This window comes from Kineosporia sp. NBRC 101677 (assembly GCF_030269265.1).
Lineage (GTDB): Bacteria > Actinomycetota > Actinomycetes > Actinomycetales > Kineosporiaceae > Kineosporia > Kineosporia rhizophila.
This window is the reverse complement of the sequence record NZ_BSTA01000002.1, coordinates 894,469-910,561: the sequence shown is the minus strand read 5'-3', so window position 1 is coordinate 910,561 and position 16,093 is coordinate 894,469. Positions and strand designations below refer to the sequence as shown.

Genomic DNA, 16,093 nt, shown 5'->3' with positions numbered 1-16,093 from the left:
ACGGACTTATCCACAGGTTTGCCGAGCGGGTGGACGTTCGCTGCGACCTCCGGCGAGACTAACGGTCATCAAACGACATCAAATGTCGTTCCAGGCATTGATTGGTGTCATGCGTAGACCACGGGGGTCTCAATGTCACAAGCGCATCGGATACACGGGAGCGCATCTCGCTCGAGAGGCGCCGCTCTCCTGCTTGCGGCCTTCACCTTGGTCGCGGGCCTGGCGCTGCAGCTGGGCCGTCTCACTCTCGACACCTGGGCTCAACTGCATGCTGCTGGTCCGGTCCTGCCCGACCAGGCGCTCGGGCTACTGGCAAGCGCAGCGGGCACCGGCGTGTCGCTCTGGCTGCTGACCGCCCTGACCGTCAGCACAGTTGCCGCACTGAGCAGCAGATCCCGCCTGGCTGCGCCGGCCGCGCGACACATCGCTCCTGCGGCCGTACGCAACGCGGTTGCCGCGCTGCTGGGCGTCGTCCTGATCGCGGCTCCCACGGTTGCGCATGCACAAGCCGTTCCTCAGACCGGTGTTTCGTCGACTGCGGCGGCAATGCCTCATGCCTGGGGTCACACGGAAGGCCTTGCGTCACCTTCGCTGTTCAAGGCCGAAAGGGCCGTCTCGGGGCCGGCGGCGGCAACCGCGCGCGCACGACCGTCGATCGCCGAACTGGTCTCGGTCTCTGTCCCGGGCGGCGCCTTCACCCATTCCGACACCCCGACTCCGGGCGGCCGACAGAAGTTGCTGCAGACTCTCTCGCCCGGGTGGACACCTGAACGTCCTCGGCCCACGGCCACTGCTTCGCCCACCGGCCAGAGCGACCTCGGGGTCGTGGCGCCCAGGCCACGCCGTTCGGCGACCTCGGACGGAACCCGGGACTACGTGGTCGTGCTCGTGGGCGACACCCTCTGGTCCATCGCCTCGCGGCATCTGGGCCCGACCGCCGGTGACGCCGAGATCGCCCGTGAGTGGCCGCGCTGGTACCGGGTCAACCGGCATCTGATCGGGGCCGACCCGCACCGCCTCCTACCTGGGGAACGACTCCGTTCCCCGCACGCCGCGGCGCTCCCCCGGCCCGGCGCCTCTCCGTCCGGCACGCCGCAGCCCGGCTCCCACGAGTCCGGCGCCCATGAGAACGGCGCCCGTGAGAACGGCGCCCGTGAGCCCGGCACACACCAGTCCAGCGCACGTGAAAACGGCACATCCGAGAACGGCACACGCGAGTCCGGCACCCTTCGGACCAACTTTGAGGAGACCGGCCGATGACGCCGCCGTCCGCACCTTCCAGCACCAAGTCCCGTCGCCGTCCGAAGGCCAGGGCACCTCAGGCTCCGCTGCCGCCGCTGCGGGCGCTGCCGGTCCCGCGGCATGCGCCGTGCGCTGCGGCACGCATCGATCCACACGACCCGCAGCCGACGGTTCACCCGGATCAGGAAGTGCTGGCCCTGGTGATTCCGGGGATGGATCCGTTCTCGGCTTTCCCCTACGACGTACAGCGCGAGTTCGGGGGTACCCAGACCGAATCAGAGACGAGGCTGCTGGCACCGAACGCAGCGGCCAGTTCCGAGGGCGTCGTCTCAAGGGCCGAGTCGGACCTTCCCGAGGACGAGCGCCAAGCCGCGGGGTTGGGAGACAGCCCGGCCTCGACTGTGCGGGCCGGAGTGACCTGGGGCGTCATCGACGAGCCCGCAGAATCTTCCCAGCGATCCAACGATATCTCTGGTGTGGCAGCCACAGTCACGACTGACATCCCTGGGGCACTTGCCCGTACCGATCCACCGGGTACGGCTCCCGCCACATCAGACAACCGCCTCCGTACCGCTTCCCCCTCCAACCGAGGTGGGTCCGACCTGACGCCCGCGGGCAAGCCCTCACCCTCCAGCCGAGGTGGGTCCGGCCTGGCGCCCGCCCGCAAGTCCTCCTCAGCCAGATCCCGGCGCGCTGCGAACGGTGCAGGCGCTGGTCGGGCACCAAGCGCCCTGGACACCGTGGACAGCAGCGGTCTCCTGCCCGAGCCTCGTCCCTGGGCAGCGGCTTTCATTCAGGCCGCGATGGAGGTGGCTTGTGGGCTGCGTCCGTCCACCCAGCTGGTCCGGTGGACCACGCCGGATGTGCACGGAGCCCTGGTCCGCCGGGGAGCTCTCACTGCGCGGGCCATGCGCAACAGCGCCGGGCTCAGCGTCAAGCCTCGCCTTCGGGCGCTCGTGCTCTGCAGTCCCCGGCCAGGCGTGTGCGAGGTCAGCGCGGTGATTGCCGAACCTCAGCGGGTTCGGGCGGTGGCCTTCCGGATGGAAGGGCTGCACGGTCGCTGGCGGGTCACCGAACTCCAGATGCAGGGAAGGCTGGAGAGCTAGCCAGACCAACAGGTTTCGCGAACGCGGGGTGCCGACTCGGCCCCCGGCCGGGTCGGCTCGGCACCGTCGGATCGCCAGATCTGATGGTCCGGCGGCTGCCGGTCTGGACGCTGACGGTTTCGGGAGCCGTCAGTTTCGGGCAGCAGACCGCGAGCCGGCGCCGGCCGGGTGAGCGGGATCTGGTGCCGGATCCCAGGGTGAGCTCCGGTCAGTCGGCCGTGCAGGTCGGCGACAACCGGACGACCGCCTGGCTCCGGGCACAGGCTCGTGCGGCGAGGAGGCTGTTCGCGAAAGGATGGCCGGCAGAACGGCCGCGGCCCGCCACCGAACTCCGGTGGCGGGCCGCACGCGTTGCCATGGGTCCGCGGTCAGAAGGCCGCACCGCACTGCCCCGGAGGCTCAGGCCCGGCGCCGCGACTCTTATGGAAGCTGAGGCCCGGACCCGTGACTCTGCTGAAGGCTCAGGCCCAGCGCCACGACTCGTCCGAAGGCTCAGGCCCAGCGCCACGGCTCGTCTGAAGGCTCAGCCCCAGCACCGTGACTCTCCTGAGGGCTCAGGCCCGGCGCCGTGACGAGCGAGCACCTTGCCACCCAACAGGAGTTCCGGCGGGATTGCCGAGTGTCCGACAACCCCGCCCGTCCCAGAACGGGTCAGCCCTTCATCTGCCGAGGCAGACTCAGCGGCGCCCCTTCTTCCGCGCGGCCCGACGAGAGGCCCGGTTGACCGGCGTGCCGTCCTCGTCGGCCGGGGTCACCGTGCCGTTGGCGTTCTCCTGGTGCACCTCGACGCCACCACCGACGTCCTCGCTGGGCGCGCTGTACTGCAGCTGCGCCGGGCGCGGCTGCCCGCCGACCAGGCCCTTCGCGACCAGCACCGGCGCGTCCTCGGCCAGGCCCGCCTCTTCTGCGGGCTGCTGGACCTCGACCTCGACGTGGAAGAGGTAGGCGATCGATTCCTCCTTGATGGCCTCGGTCATCGCCTGGAAGAGCGTGTAGCCCTCACGCTGGTACTCGACCAGCGGGTCGCGCTGGGCCATCGCCCGCAGGTGGATGCCCTCCTGCAGGTAGTCCATCTCGTACAGGTGCTCGCGCCACTTGCGGTCCAGCACCGACAGGACCACCCGGCGCTCGAGCTCACGCAGCGTCTTCTCGCCCAGCTCTTCCTCGCGCTTGTCGTACGCCAGCTGCGCGTCGGCGGTGAGCTCCTTGATCAGCATGTCCTGGGTGATCGAGCCGCGGTCGCCGGCCTCCTCGATCACGTCGCCCAGCGTGATCGTGGCCGGGTAGAGCCGGTTCATCTCCACCCAGAGCTGGTCCAGGTCCCAGTCGTCGGCGAAGCCCTCGGCGGTGGCCGCGGTGATGTAGCTCTTCAGCACGTCGTCGACGAAGTGGCGGATCTGCTCCTTCAGGTCGGCGCCCTCCAGCACCCGGCGGCGCTCGGAGTAGATCACCTCACGCTGACGGTTCAGCACGTCGTCGTACTTCAGCACGTTCTTGCGGATCTCGAAGTTGCGCGCCTCGACCTGGCTCTGGGCGCTCTGGATGGCCCGGGTGACCATCCGCGACTCGATCGGGATCTCGTCCGGCACCTTGGCCGCGGTCAGGAACGACTCGACCATCGCCGAGTTGAACATCCGCATCAGGTCGTCCTGCAGCGACAGGTAGAACCGGCTCTCGCCCGGGTCGCCCTGACGGCCGGAACGACCGCGCAGCTGGTTGTCGATCCGCCGCGACTCGTGCCGCTCGGTGCCCAGGACGTAGAGCCCGCCGAGCTCGATGACCTCTTCGTGCTCGTCCTTGACCGACTGCTGGGCCGCCTTCAGGGCCTCCGGCCAGGCCTCCTCGTACGCCTCCGGCGTCTCCACCGGGTCCAGGCCGCGCTGCTTCAGTGTGGCCACCGCGGTGAACTCGGCGTTGCCGCCGAGCATGATGTCGGTGCCTCGGCCGGCCATGTTGGTGGCGACGGTGACCTGGTTCTTGCGCCCGGCCTGGGCGACGATCGCCGCCTCCCGCTCGTGCTGCTTGGCGTTCAGCACCTCGTGCTGGACCTCGGCCTTGCGCAGCAGCTCGGAGAGGTGCTCGCTCTTCTCCACGCTGGTGGTGCCGACCAGCACCGGCTGCCCGGTGGCGTGCTTCTCGGCGATGTCCTCGACCACGGCCTGGAACTTGGCCTCTTCGGTCTTGTAGATCAGGTCGGACTGGTCTTTCCGCTGCATCGGGCGGTTGGTCGGGATGCTGACCACGCCGAGCTTGTAGATCGACATCAGCTCGGCCGCCTCGGTCTGGGCGGTACCGGTCATCCCGGAGAGCTTGTCGTACATCCGGAAGTAGTTCTGCAGGGTGACCGTGGCGAGCGTCTGGTTCTCGCTCTTGATCTCCACGCCCTCCTTGGCCTCGATCGCCTGGTGCAGACCCTCGTTGTAGCGACGGCCGGCCAGGATGCGGCCGGTGTGCTCGTCGACGATCAGCACCTCGCCGTTCGCGACCACGTACTCCTTGTCGCGCTTGAACAGCTCCTTCACCTTGACGGCGTTGTTCAGGAAGCCGATCAGCGGGGTGTTGACGCTCTCGTACAGGTTGTCGATGCCGAGGTGGTCCTCGACCTTCTCGATCCCGCTCTCCAGGACGCCGACGGTGCGCTTCTTCTCGTCGACCTCGTAGTCCTCGTCGCGGCGCAGGATGCGGGCGATCTTGGCGAACTCCTGGTACCACTTCGTCGGCTGGTCCGACGGGCCGGAGATGATCAGCGGCGTCCGGGCCTCGTCGATCAGGATCGAGTCGACCTCGTCGACGATCGCGAAGGCGTGCCCGCGCTGCACCAGGTCGGCACCGTTCCACGCCATGTTGTCGCGCAGGAAGTCGAAGCCGAACTCGTTGTTGGTGCCGTAGGTGATGTCCGCCGCGTAGGACTCGCGGCGCTGCGCCGGGGTCATCTGCGACAGGATGTTGCCCACCGACAGACCCAGGAACCGGTAGACCCGGCCCATCAGGTCGGACTGGTACTCGGCCAGGTAGTCGTTCACCGTGACCACGTGCACACCCTTGCCGGCCAGCGCGTTCAGGTAGGCCGGGGCGGTGGCGACCAGGGTCTTGCCCTCACCGGTCTTCATCTCGGCCACGTTGCCCGAGTGCAGCGCGGCCCCACCCACGAGCTGCACGTCGAAGTGACGCTGGCCCAGGGTACGCTTCGCGGCCTCGCGCACGGTGGCGAAGGCCTCCGGCAGCAGCGCGTCCAGGCTCTCGCCGTCGGCGAAGCGCGCCTTGAACCGCTCGGTCTCCTCACGCAGCTCCGTGTCACTGAGCCTCACGAAGTCGTCCTCGAGCGCATTGACCTGCGCGGCCTGGTTCTGCAGCCGCTTCAAGGTGCGGCCTTCACCGGCTCGCAGCAGCTTCTCGACGATCTTCACCACGGGGCGCTCTCCCAAGTCCTTCAACCGTGCTTGTCCGGCAGCGCAACCAGGAGAAGTCACACTGCCGCTTCTAGGCATGACGAACGGCGGTCCGGCGCCGTGCCCTCCATCGTAGACAGGCTTGGCACCCAAACGTGTTTGCTCCACCCCCCAACATGGGTCAGGCTCGCGTTGTGTCCGGTCTGTCGTCCTCCTCCAGCGGCCTAGTCCCCCAGCTCACCGACGGTTTGGTGACCCTTCGCGAACTGCGTGAGGAGGATGCCGACACGATCGTCGCCTACTGCAACGACCCGGCCATGGAACGCTGGACCACGGTGCCGTGGCCGTATCGGCGCGAACACGCTCTGGAGTACGTGGCAGCTGGGCGCCGTTCCTGGGCCGAGGGGTCACGCTTCGACTTCGGTATCGAGCACGAGGGCGAACTGGTCGGGGCCATCGACCTACGCCGGCCGGTTCTGCCCGCCCTCGCGGAGGTCGGCTTCGCCCTGGCGCCGCAGGCCCGGGGTAAGGGCCTGATGTCGCGCGCACTGCGGCTGGCGCTCCCCTGGGGAGCCCGTCAGGGCATCCAGGTGGTGCAGTGGCGGGCCAACGTCGGCAACTGGGCCAGCCGGCGAGCGGCCTGGTCGGTCGGTTTCACCGTCGACGGGGTGCTGCCCGGTCTGCTGGAACACCGGGGCCGGATCACCGACGGCTGGCTCGCCTCGATGCGCCTGGACGAGAACACGACGCTGGTCCCGGCCCACCCCTGGTTCGAACCGGTCACCATCGACGGACCCAAGGTGAGACTGCGAGCCTCACGCGAGTCCGACGTCCCCCGTTTCGTCGAGGGCCACGCCGACCCGGCGAACAAGCGCTGGATCCCCGGGATCAAGGCCGAGTACACGGCGGCGGACGCGCTGGCGCACCTGAGCCGGGACGCCGAGGGGGCTGCGGCCGGCCGGATCCTGAGCTGGGCGATCGCGGATCCGCAGGAAGACGTGCTGCTCGGCGAGGTCGTCGTGTTCCTGCACAGCCTGCGTGACCGTCAGGGCGAGATCGGCTACTGGATGCACCCCGACGCCCGGGGACGCGGGCTCGCTTCCGAGGCGACTTTCCTGGCGGCGCGGCACGCTCTGCTTCCCGTCGAGGACGGCGGGCTGGGGTGGGCCAACATCGGGCTTCGGGCGAGCGTGGACAACGTTGCTTCGCAGCGGGTGGCTGAGAAGGCGGGTTTCCGGCGCCTGGGGCTGGAGCGAGGGCTGTACCAGCCGCCCGGCGGCGGCCCCCGGGGTGATCTGGCGAAGTACGACATGGTGCCCTCAGACCTGGCCACGCTGGACTACCCCCGTGGCTGACCAACGGCGTCAGCCCAAACTCGACCTCTCCGCGGGGCACCGGTTGCGCCCCTGGAGCACGGCCGACGCCCCCATGATCCCGCTCGCCATGACAGATCCGCTGATCCGGCAGTACGCCTCGCAGCTCCTGGACGACCGCGACGCGGCGCTCGCGGCCATCCACTCCTGGTCCGATGGCTGGGGGCAGGGCAACGGAGCCGCCTGGGCGATCACCGGCCCGGGCGAGCAACTGCTGGGCCAGATCCGGTTCGGCCTGTTCGACGAACACCTGGGCGCTGGTTCGGTGGGCTACTGGCTGCTCCCCGAGGCGCGGGGGCGGGGGTTGGCCGGGCAGGCGCTCACCCGGGCCAGCTCGGTGGTGTTCCGCCGGATGAGCTGGCACCGGATCGAGCTCTGCCACGCGGTGGAGAACCGGCGGTCGTGCAATGTGGCCCGGCGGGCGGGTTACCCGCAGGAGGGCGTGATGCGGGGCGCCATGCTGTATCCGGTGGACGGCCGGCGGTCCGACGAGCACCTGCACGCCCGGCTCGCCTCTGATCCGGAACCGTAGATCAAGAGCCAGAACCAATGGACGTTTGCCAGCACGCGGGTGCGCAGCGCCGGCTTCAGGAGCGGAACAGTTTGGTCAACGCCGGGCCGAGATCGCCCTTCTTCTCGGCCTTGACGCCGTCCAACCCCAGCCACTGCGCCATCAGCCGCAGCTCCTCGGCGAGCTCGCCCACCACGGCCGCGGCGGGCACCCCCAGTTCCGAGTAGGCCGCCTTCACCAGCAACGTGCCACCCCCGCCCGGGGCCCGGTCGGCCTTCAGGTCGACCCGGCCGACCAGCTGGTCGCCCAGGAGGAACGGCAGGACGTAGTAGCCGAACTCGCGTTTCGCCGCCGGGGTGTAGATCTCCAGACGCAGCCGGAAGTCCCACAGCACCTCGGTGCGCGGTCGTTCCCAGACCAGCGAGTCGAACGGGCTGAGCAGGGCCCGGGCGGTGATCCGGCGGGGGATCCGGGCGCCGGGATGCAGGTAGGCGGGCCGACCCCAGCCGTCGACCGCGACCGGCAGCAGTTCGCCGGCCTCGACCAGATCCCGCACCGCGGACTGGGACTCGGCTGGTTTGAGCCGGAAGTAGTCGCGCAGGCATCGCTCGGTGGCCACCCCCGTCGCCCGGGCCGCGATCCGGACCAGCTCGCGCCGGGCCTCTTCCGGATCCGGGTCGGGAGCGGCCGTCACGGCCGGGGGAAGGACCCGGCCGGGAAGCGCGTAGCGACGCTCGAACTGCTGGGTGCGACCGGCCGAGGTGATCCTTCCGGCCCAGAACTGGAACTCGATGGCACGCTTGACGTCGCTCCAGTTCCAGCCCCACTCGCCGGTGCGTTCCCGGGGCATCCCGTCGTCGAGGATCTTCTCGGCGGCCGCTGCGGTCAGCGGGCCGTACCGGTCCACCACCTCCAGCACCTCGTCGAGCAGGTCGGCGCGGTCCCGGGCGATGCGCTGCATCCCGCCCCAGGCCTCGTGCGACGCCCGATCCATCCGCCAGCGCAGCAGCCGGTGGGTCTGCGGGGTGACGAACGAGGCCTCGTGGGCCCAGTACTCGACCATGCGCCGGGGAGCGCTGTTGGCCGCCTTGTCCAGCAGAGGACGGGGGTAGTCGCCGAGGCGGCTGAACACGGGGAGGTAGTGGCTGCGGGACAGGACGTTGACCGAGTCGATCTGCAGCACGCCCACGGTGTCGAGGACCCGTTGCAGGTGCCGGGCGGTGATCGGACCGGTGGGCCGCTCGACCCCGAACCCCTGGGCAGCCAGGGCAATCCGGCGGGCCTGAGCAAGCGAGAGACGCTCGGGCGCACTGGCCCGCGACGGCTTACGCCGACCGACCGGGGACACCGCTGCCGCGCTGCCGGGCACCGCATCGCTGCCCGCCGCCGCGCCGCCCTGCGGCGTAGGCAGTGCGCCGGGGTCGCCCGCCGGGCCTGTTCGAGCCAGGCCCGGCGGGCGTTCCTCCCCAGTGACTACCGGGCTGTTGTCAGGTTCTGCCGCAGGTTTCAGGCCTCCGCGCCGGCCTTGGCCTCCGCGTCGACTGCCAGTCGGATCACGCCGTAGCTCCACCCGCGCCGACGATAGACCACCGAGGGCTTGCCGCACGCGGCGTCGACGAAGAGGTAGAAGTCGTGGCCGACCAGTTCCATCTCGTAGAGCGCCTGGTCGATCGTCATCGGGGCGGCCGGGTGGTCCTTCGTGCGGATCACCACCGGGCTGTCGGCCAGGGCCTCGGCCCCTTCCGGGAGGTTGGCCCAGTCCATCGTGGCGGCGAAGCCGTCTTCTTCCTCGGCCGCGTCGTCGAGCGGGCTGCGGGGCTTGGTGGCCGTGCCGTTCAGCGCGCTCCCGCCGGTCGCGGCGCCCTCGATCGGCCGTTCGGCCAGCGCGATGCCGGCGTGGGCGATCGCCCCGGCCCGGCCGTTGGCCCCGGCCCCGCGCACCGTGGCGGGGGCGTGCCGGCCGTGGTGCACCTTCTTGCGGTCACTCATCCGGCGCAGGCGCTCGAGCAGCTTGCCGAAGGCGATGTCGAGGGCGGACAGCTCGTCCTGACCGCAGGCCTCGGCGCGGATCACCGGGCCTCGGTCGCTCACGGTTATCTCGACCCGCTCGCACTGGCTGGACTGGCGAGGATTGCGCTCGTGGGACAGCTCGACGTCGATGCGGAAGGCCGAGGGGCTGAACTGGGAGACCTTCGCCAGCTTCTCCTCGGCGATCCGCCGGAAGCGGTCCGAAACCTCGACGTGCCGACCTGTGATCACGATGTCCACGAAGAATCCTCCTGTAGCCGTTGCTACGCCTCATGTGCCTCACCGAACGGAGCGCGTTCGCGAATGGTTCCGGTCGGCCGGGAATTGGCACCGTGCGCCTGAGCATCAATGGGGAATCACCGGCAGTGGGCCGGCTACTTCCTGACATCCTCCTTCCTGCAATCCGCGCGGAATTCGGCACGGAGGGCGGAAGTGGTGGCGCTGTGACCACCGTCTGACGAGGTTAGAGCAGGTATTCGGATGTGGATACCCCCTGCCGACGTAATGTCACCGAGAGGCCGCATACCCCGACCACGCGTGCACCCGCAGAGGTGAGCGCACGTGCGGCTTCGGCCACGGTCGCACCTGTCGTGACAACGTCATCGACGATGACGCAATCACGTTGCAGGAGAGCAAAGCGCAGCCCCGGGCGAACGGCAAGTGCACCGGCAAGGTTTTTTCGCCGAGCCCTGGACGACAGCTCTCCCTGATCCCGGACAACCCGCCGATGAGTGAGTATTTCGGCGACGCCGGGCGGCGGCCCGTAGCCACCCGCCAGCCAAGCGGGGCGGGCGCTGCGGACAGCGCGCCGGGCGAGGCCGGCCACCAGATCCCCGCCCCGTCGGCGCCGGGCCCCCGAGGTGGACGGGACGGGCACGAGCTGCCAGGACCCGGCCGAGGCCGAGTCGGCCTCCCGGCACGCGACCAGGGCGGAGGCCAGACCTGCGCCGAACGGTCCGGTCAGGTCGTGCCGACCTCGCTCTTTCCAGGAAAGGACCAGCTTGGCGGCAGTGCCCCCGTAGGCCGTGGCGCCCCAGACGCCCCAGCCCGGCGGCCAGCCGACCATCGGCTGGAAGAAGGCGGGACCGGCCACCACGCGGCGGCACAGGACGCACAGAGGCACGTCGGGAGCGCCGCACCCGGCGCAGACCACCGGCCAGATCAGCCCCAGACCGAGTCGCCGGCAGGCCTGCCGCCAGGCGGCCGGTCCCGACGCGAACGACTCGGCTTCCGCATCGAAAAGCATGCTTGCCACCCTGCCCGTCCACCGGTCGCAGCCGCGCCCGCGACGGCCGATCTGTGGATAACTACCGCTTCGTGCCTACCTGTGGAATGTAGAACGCGGGCCTGCGGCGCACCCGGGCCGAAGGTCCGGAAACATGACCGACATCCGACCCGGTAGCCGATTCCGGTTTCACCCGTACGGCCGAATCATGCGGAGCATCCTCCGAATGGGAACTGATCACCTCCGGGGGAATTGACCGAATAGGCGAAAGTCGATTTCACCGCTCCGACCACGCTTTTTCACAGGCGATCACGGTTGCATCACGAAGCGCATTGGCACTGAGGGCAGTCGCGTGATCACGAGGAGATCACGGCCGGGCCAGGAAACGGCTCCGCAGGATGGCACCGAGGGCAATCCGGAGCGCCCTCCGAAATTAACCTACGCGACCCGGGAGGGCTATCCCGGAAAAGCCGGCCACCGAGCACTGGACAGCTCCGCCCAGGACGCCCCCGAGCGTCCTTGGGTGTCGTTCCCGGTGCCCACCAACAGGCTCGACTGCCCGTCCCCGACAGCGAGCGTCTCGGCCCCGGGCACTGCGGTGATCGGCTGGATCTGACCACCGATCTCGACGATCCAGGGCCGGTCCACGTTGCTCTGCACCTGCTCGTCACCGGCGTTGGCAGCCCCGGCCTGGCGCCGCCCGAGCACCGCGATGTGCTTCTCGTCCACCCAGGCCACGTCGGCCACGGTCACCAGGTCGGGCACCAGACCCTCGGGCTGGGTCAGCCGCGCGGGACGGCCCTTCTCGTCGCGGACGATGCCGGTGAGGAAGACGTGCGGGGTGCCCCCGTCGGTGATCGCCAGCACGGCCCGCGTACCGTCCCGGGAGATCCGCATGGCCTCGACCTCGAAGCCTTCCAGCCAGTCGGCACTCACCTTCACCCGCGCAGCCTTCGAGCGGGCGTCCGAGACGTCCACCGCCTCGACCCCGGCGCCTCCGGCGAACCAGACCCACCCCCGGGGGTCGAACGACGGCGCGGTGAGCCCGGTGCCCCGCAGCTGCGTGGTGCTGTCTGCCCCCGCCTCGGACAGGAACAGGTGCGACGCGTCGCTGGACAAGGCCGCGAACCAGCCCCCGTCGTAGGAGACGGCCGGGGAGGTGAGGCCGTAGAGCGCGTCGTACTGACCGAGCGCCTCCAGCCCCTTCACCACCTCGTTCCCGTCGGCACCGAGACGCACCACGCGTCCCTTGGTGTCGATGGCGACCGCGCTCCCGCCGACCGACGGGTCCACCACCGGCCGGGGGCCGGAGTTCTGCGGGATGTTGAAGCTGACCCGGTCGACGGTGATCCGGACCGAGGAGATCGAGCGCAACTGGCCGAGCGTGGTCTGCAACTGGGCCAGCATGAGCTGCCGCTGCCGGTCGTCGGCGAGCCGGGCCTGAGGCGTCAGATCGACCGTGGCGGTGCTGTTCTCCACCGTCACCGCACTCACCGACAGTTCCGTGCCCGGGGGAACGCTGGAGGCCACGGCATCGGCCAGCCAGTCCGGCGGGCCCTCGAGCAGGGCCCGGACCAGGGCGGTGGGCAGTTCCGGGGAGCCCGGTGCGCTGGGGAACCAGTGCGGGTCCGGGACCAGGTACTCGCCGTGCGACTCGGGGAAGTAGACCGAGTACGGCTTGAAGGTGACCTTGAAGTCGTTACGGGTGATCAGGATCCCGTCGTCCAGGGAATTGATCCGCCAGTGGCCGTCGGACAGCACCAGCCCGAAATAGCGGGGCTCGACCTTCGCCCCGGGCGACACCACGCTGTACCGGCCGGTGCCGTCGACCTGGGCGATGGCCGGGGCCTGCACCGCTACCTGAGCGACCTCGGGCCCACCGTCGGCAGCCCCTGATGCGGCGGGCGACGGATCGGTGGTGGCGGAGACCGCCTCGGCCGTCGCCGACGATCCGGCGGCCGCCCGGGCGCCCTGCGCAGGGGTGTCAGCGGTGGTGGCTTCGGCCTCGCCCTCGGGGATCTCCTCCCCCTCGGACAGCTGCCGGGTGGTCAGGGTGTCGAGCGAGCGGTACACCGTGACCGAGGCGTCGGGACGCCAGGCCAGCCGGCGTTCGGGGCTCAGGAAGCTGCGGGCGACCGCGTGGTCGTCGCTGTAACCGGCGCTGGCGGCCAGGAAGCCGCGCACCACCTCGACCGGGCTCTGGCCGGTCTTGGGCCCCTCCGGGGCCAGTTGGAAGACGCCCTCGAGCGGGTCGTCGTTGACCACGTCGCCGCTGATCACCGGGCCGTGGTCGGGAATCGTGGCACAGGCCGCCAGGCTCAGCACCGAGACCAGCGCCGAGACCAGCAACGCCCGTCCCCGCCACCTGACCGAGGCTGACGAACGTCCTTGATCGGAGACCCCACGACCCGTAAGCGTCACGACTGTCCTGACCCCACTCCGGGTTCCTCCAGCTGCCCCTCGATCTCGGGACCGGCGGTGAGCACCGGCAACGAGCCGGTGTCCTCGCCGAGGTGCGGCACCAGCGGCAGGGGCGAGCCGACCAGCAGCGCGCCCACCTTCTTGGGCAGCGTCAGCCGGAACACCGCCCCCACCCCGGGCTCGCCCCAGACCTGCAGCCAGCCGCCGTGCAGATGCGCGTCCTCCTGGGAGATCGACAGCCCGAGCCCGGTGCCGCCGATGGTTCGCGCCCGCGCCGGGTCGGCCCGCCAGAACCGGTTGAAGACCATGCTCAGCTCCTCGGAACTCAGCCCCACCCCGTGGTCGCGCACCGCGATCGCGACCGCGTCGGGCGACTCGGCCACCTGCACCTCGATCGGCCGGCTCTCACCGTGCTCGATCGCGTTGCCGACCAGATTGCGCACCACCCGCTCGACCCGTCGCGAGTCGATCTGGGCCACGCAGGGCTGCAGGGACAGCTGGAGGACGATCGTGCTGCCCTTACGTTCGGCGAGCGGCACGAGGTTGTCCACCACGCGCTCGACCACCTCCCGCACGTCGACCGAGTCCACGTCGAGCACCGCGGCGCCGGCGTCGAACCGGCTGATCTCCAGCAGGTCGCCCAGGAGCAGCTCGAACCGGTCGACCTGGGCCTGCAGCAGCTCGGCGCTGCGCCGCAGCACCGGGTCGCCGAGCTCGTCGCGGCTCTCGTGGATCACCTCGCTGGCCATCCGGATCGTGGTCAGCGGGGTGCGCAGCTCGTGGGAGACGTCGGAGACGAACCGGCGCTGGACCCGGGACAGCTCCTCCAGCTGGTGGATCTGCCGCTCCAGGCTGGCCGCCATGCCGTTGAAGGCCCGGCCGAGCCGGGCGATGTCGTCCTGCCCGCGCACCTTCATCCGCCGGTCCAGCCGTCCGGACGCCAGCTGCTCGGCGGTCTTGGCCGCCTGCCGGATCGGCGTGACCACCTGCCGGGTGATCACGTAGGCGACGCCTCCGACCAGCAGCACCAGCCCCAGCCCGGAGGGCAGCAGGGTGCGCCGGACCAGGTCGAGGATCTGCGTCTCGCGTTCCAGCGGGAAGACGAAGTAGAGCTCGTAGTCGCCGGACAGCGGCACGTTGATGATCGTGCCCACGGCCAGCGCCGGCTCCCGCTCACCACCGCTCACCGGAACCGTGGTGATCTGCGACTGCTGGCGCCCGCGGGCGTTCACGGCATCGCGCAGCGTCGCCGGGATCACGTCGAGCAGACCGCCCCGGGTGGCCCGGTCCTTCAGCTCGGTGGGCTGGGTGGAGCGCTGGGCGCGACGCAGGACGACCTCGCGGCTGTCCGGGCCGTCGGGGCCCTGGAGCTGGGCCAGGAGGTCGTTGATGTCGCTCTCCTGGCGGGCCGGGTCCTGGTAGTCGTTGACCGCCAGGGACTTGTTGGCCTCCCGGGTGAGCGCCGCCGCCTCGGCCATCGCGGTCTCGGTGCGCGAGTCGATCAGGCCGTCGCGGATGCGCATCAGCAGGAAGTTGCCGACCACCAGGACGACGCCCAGGCCGAGCAGCATGGTGGTGGCGACCACCCGCAGCCGCATCGACCGGCTCCAGCGCCGCCGGATCTTCTTGAGCAGCTTCTTGATGCGGGACAGGACGGCCCGGCGCACCCGCCCGACGAAGCGACGGACAGGCCCGTGGGGCCTGCGGGGTTTGCGCGGCTCGGGTGCCATCCGGGCGATGACGGAACCCCGGACGCCGTTCGGTTTCGCGCCGTTGGGCTTGGCAGCGTTCGGCTTGGCAGCGTTCGGTTTCGCGCCGTTCGCTTTCGTGCCGTTCGGCTTGGCCCCTGATGGCTTCGGGCCCGGCTTGGTCCCGTTCGGCTTCCCGGGACCGGGGGCGTCGGGCCGGGCACCACCCGCACCGGCCCTGCCCGCGGGCTGCGCCGCCTGGCCCTCGGCCACCGCTTAGGCCGGTCCGGCCTTGTATCCCACGCCGCGGACGGTGACGACGATCTCCGGACGCTCGGGGTCCTTCTCGATCTTCGACCGCAGCCGCTGCACGTGGACGTTCACCAGTCGGGTGTCGGCCGCGTGCCGGTACCCCCACACCTGCTCCAGCAGCACCTCGCGGGTGAACACCTGCCAGGGCTTACGGGCGAGCGCGACCAGCAGGTCGAACTCCAGCGGGGTGAGCGAGATGACCTCGCCCGCGCGCCGCACCACGTGGCCGGCCACGTCGATCGACACCTCGCCGATCTCCAGGGCCTCGGGCGCCGGCTCCTCGGTGCGCCGCAGCCGGGCCCGGACCCGGGCGACCAGCTCCTTCGGCTTGAACGGCTTGACCATGTAGTCGTCGGCGCCGGACTCCAGGCCGAGCACCACGTCGACCGTGTCGGTCTTGGCGGTGAGCATGACGATGGGGACGCCCGACTCGGCCCGGATCAGGCGGCAGACCTCGATGCCGTCCTTCCCTGGCAGCATCAGGTCGAGCAGCACCAGGTCGGGCCGGGTGGCCCGGAAGGCCTCCAGCGCACCCGCACCGTCGGCGCAGAAAACCGGCTCGAACCCCTCGCCCCGAAGGACGATCCCGAGCATCTCGGACAGCGCATTGTCGTCATCGACGACGAGAACCCGGCCTCTCATGGGGGACATGGTGTCAAACACCTGGGCCAAAACACGAAGCGGGTTCCTGGCGCAGCGGTCACCGGTGATCGCCGACCGGCCTGGTCTGCCCCGACATGCCAGGATGAACCCCGGCGCCGGGATCTTCGTTGTCCCGGACGACGAGGCCGGATCGGG

Annotated in this window: 11 protein-coding genes; 4 read left to right on the top strand and 7 right to left on the bottom strand. The window is 70.2% G+C overall.

The features are described from left to right. The first annotated feature begins 207 nt into the window (after positions 1 to 207). Positions 208 to 1,260 carry a LysM peptidoglycan-binding domain-containing protein gene (locus QSK18_RS09445; RefSeq protein WP_232809154.1) on the top strand — a complete coding sequence of 351 codons (1,053 nt, stop codon included), beginning with the start codon at positions 208 to 210 and terminating at the stop codon, positions 1,258 to 1,260. Further along, positions 1,257 to 2,348, top strand: a complete 1,092-nt coding sequence (locus QSK18_RS09440) for an Rv3235 family protein (RefSeq protein ID WP_352396479.1) — start codon at positions 1,257 to 1,259, stop codon at positions 2,346 to 2,348. The genes QSK18_RS09445 and QSK18_RS09440 overlap by 4 nt, the downstream gene beginning before the upstream one ends. Positions 2,349 to 3,025: 677 nt before the next feature. Here the strand turns inward: QSK18_RS09440 and secA are convergent. Further along, positions 3,026 to 5,758 (bottom strand): preprotein translocase subunit SecA, encoded by a 2,733-nt coding sequence (gene secA / locus QSK18_RS09435; RefSeq protein WP_352396507.1) that lies wholly within the window; start codon positions 5,756 to 5,758, stop codon positions 3,026 to 3,028. A gap of 230 nt (positions 5,759 to 5,988) precedes the next feature. On the opposite strand from secA, the gene QSK18_RS09430 reads away from it, so the two are divergent. Both QSK18_RS09430 and QSK18_RS09425 read left to right on the top strand, forming a co-directional pair. Then, positions 5,989 to 7,092 (top strand): GNAT family N-acetyltransferase, encoded by a 1,104-nt coding sequence (locus QSK18_RS09430; RefSeq protein WP_232809155.1) that lies wholly within the window; start codon positions 5,989 to 5,991, stop codon positions 7,090 to 7,092. Continuing rightward, positions 7,085 to 7,642, top strand: a complete 558-nt coding sequence (locus QSK18_RS09425) for a GNAT family N-acetyltransferase (protein WP_285617833.1) — start codon at positions 7,085 to 7,087, stop codon at positions 7,640 to 7,642. Before QSK18_RS09430 ends, QSK18_RS09425 begins: the two co-directional genes overlap by 8 nt. Before the next feature lie 55 nt (positions 7,643 to 7,697). On the opposite strand, the gene QSK18_RS09420 is transcribed toward QSK18_RS09425, so the two are convergent. The 6 genes from QSK18_RS09420 to mtrA all read right to left on the bottom strand — a co-directional run bounded on the left by QSK18_RS09420 (position 7,698) and on the right by mtrA (position 15,937). Then, complete coding sequence (locus QSK18_RS09420) at positions 7,698 to 8,969, bottom strand: winged helix-turn-helix domain-containing protein (protein ID WP_285617832.1); 1,272 nt, start codon at positions 8,967 to 8,969, stop codon at positions 7,698 to 7,700. 158 nt (positions 8,970 to 9,127) lie between these two features. Continuing rightward, positions 9,128 to 9,889: a ribosome hibernation-promoting factor, HPF/YfiA family gene (gene hpf / locus QSK18_RS09415; protein ID WP_232809158.1), complete on the bottom strand. Its 762-nt coding sequence runs from the start codon at positions 9,887 to 9,889 to the stop codon at positions 9,128 to 9,130. A 223-nt stretch (positions 9,890 to 10,112) separates the two neighbouring features. After that, positions 10,113 to 10,895 (bottom strand): ComF family protein, encoded by a 783-nt coding sequence (locus tag QSK18_RS09410; protein ID WP_232809159.1) that lies wholly within the window; start codon positions 10,893 to 10,895, stop codon positions 10,113 to 10,115. Between the two features lie 435 nt (positions 10,896 to 11,330). Beyond that, complete coding sequence (locus tag QSK18_RS09405; protein WP_232809160.1) at positions 11,331 to 13,223, bottom strand: LpqB family beta-propeller domain-containing protein; 1,893 nt, start codon at positions 13,221 to 13,223, stop codon at positions 11,331 to 11,333. A gap of 68 nt (positions 13,224 to 13,291) precedes the next feature. Continuing rightward, on the bottom strand, positions 13,292 to 15,025 hold the full coding sequence (gene mtrB / locus QSK18_RS09400; protein ID WP_232809161.1) for an MtrAB system histidine kinase MtrB: 1,734 nt from the start codon (positions 15,023 to 15,025) through the stop codon (positions 13,292 to 13,294). Positions 15,026 to 15,259: 234 nt separating this feature from the next. Then, the gene (gene mtrA, locus QSK18_RS09395; RefSeq protein ID WP_052526680.1) at positions 15,260 to 15,937 is read right to left on the bottom strand and encodes an MtrAB system response regulator MtrA; all 678 of its coding nucleotides are present in this window, start codon (positions 15,935 to 15,937) and stop codon (positions 15,260 to 15,262) included. Positions 15,938 to 16,093: the final 156 nt, after the last annotated feature.

Bases quoted from the DNA above. Each gene is read 5' to 3' on its own strand.
- QSK18_RS09440 (WP_352396479.1), top strand. From the start codon at position 1,257: ATGACGCCGCCGTCCGCACCTTCCAGCACCAAGTCCCGTCGCCGTCCG.
- QSK18_RS09410 (WP_232809159.1), bottom strand. From the start codon at position 10,895: ATGCTTTTCGATGCGGAAGCCGAGTCGTTCGCGTCGGGACCGGCCGCC.
- mtrB (WP_232809161.1), bottom strand. From the start codon at position 15,025: ATGGCACCCGAGCCGCGCAAACCCCGCAGGCCCCACGGGCCTGTCCGT.
- mtrA (WP_052526680.1), bottom strand. From the start codon at position 15,937: ATGAGAGGCCGGGTTCTCGTCGTCGATGACGACAATGCGCTGTCCGAG.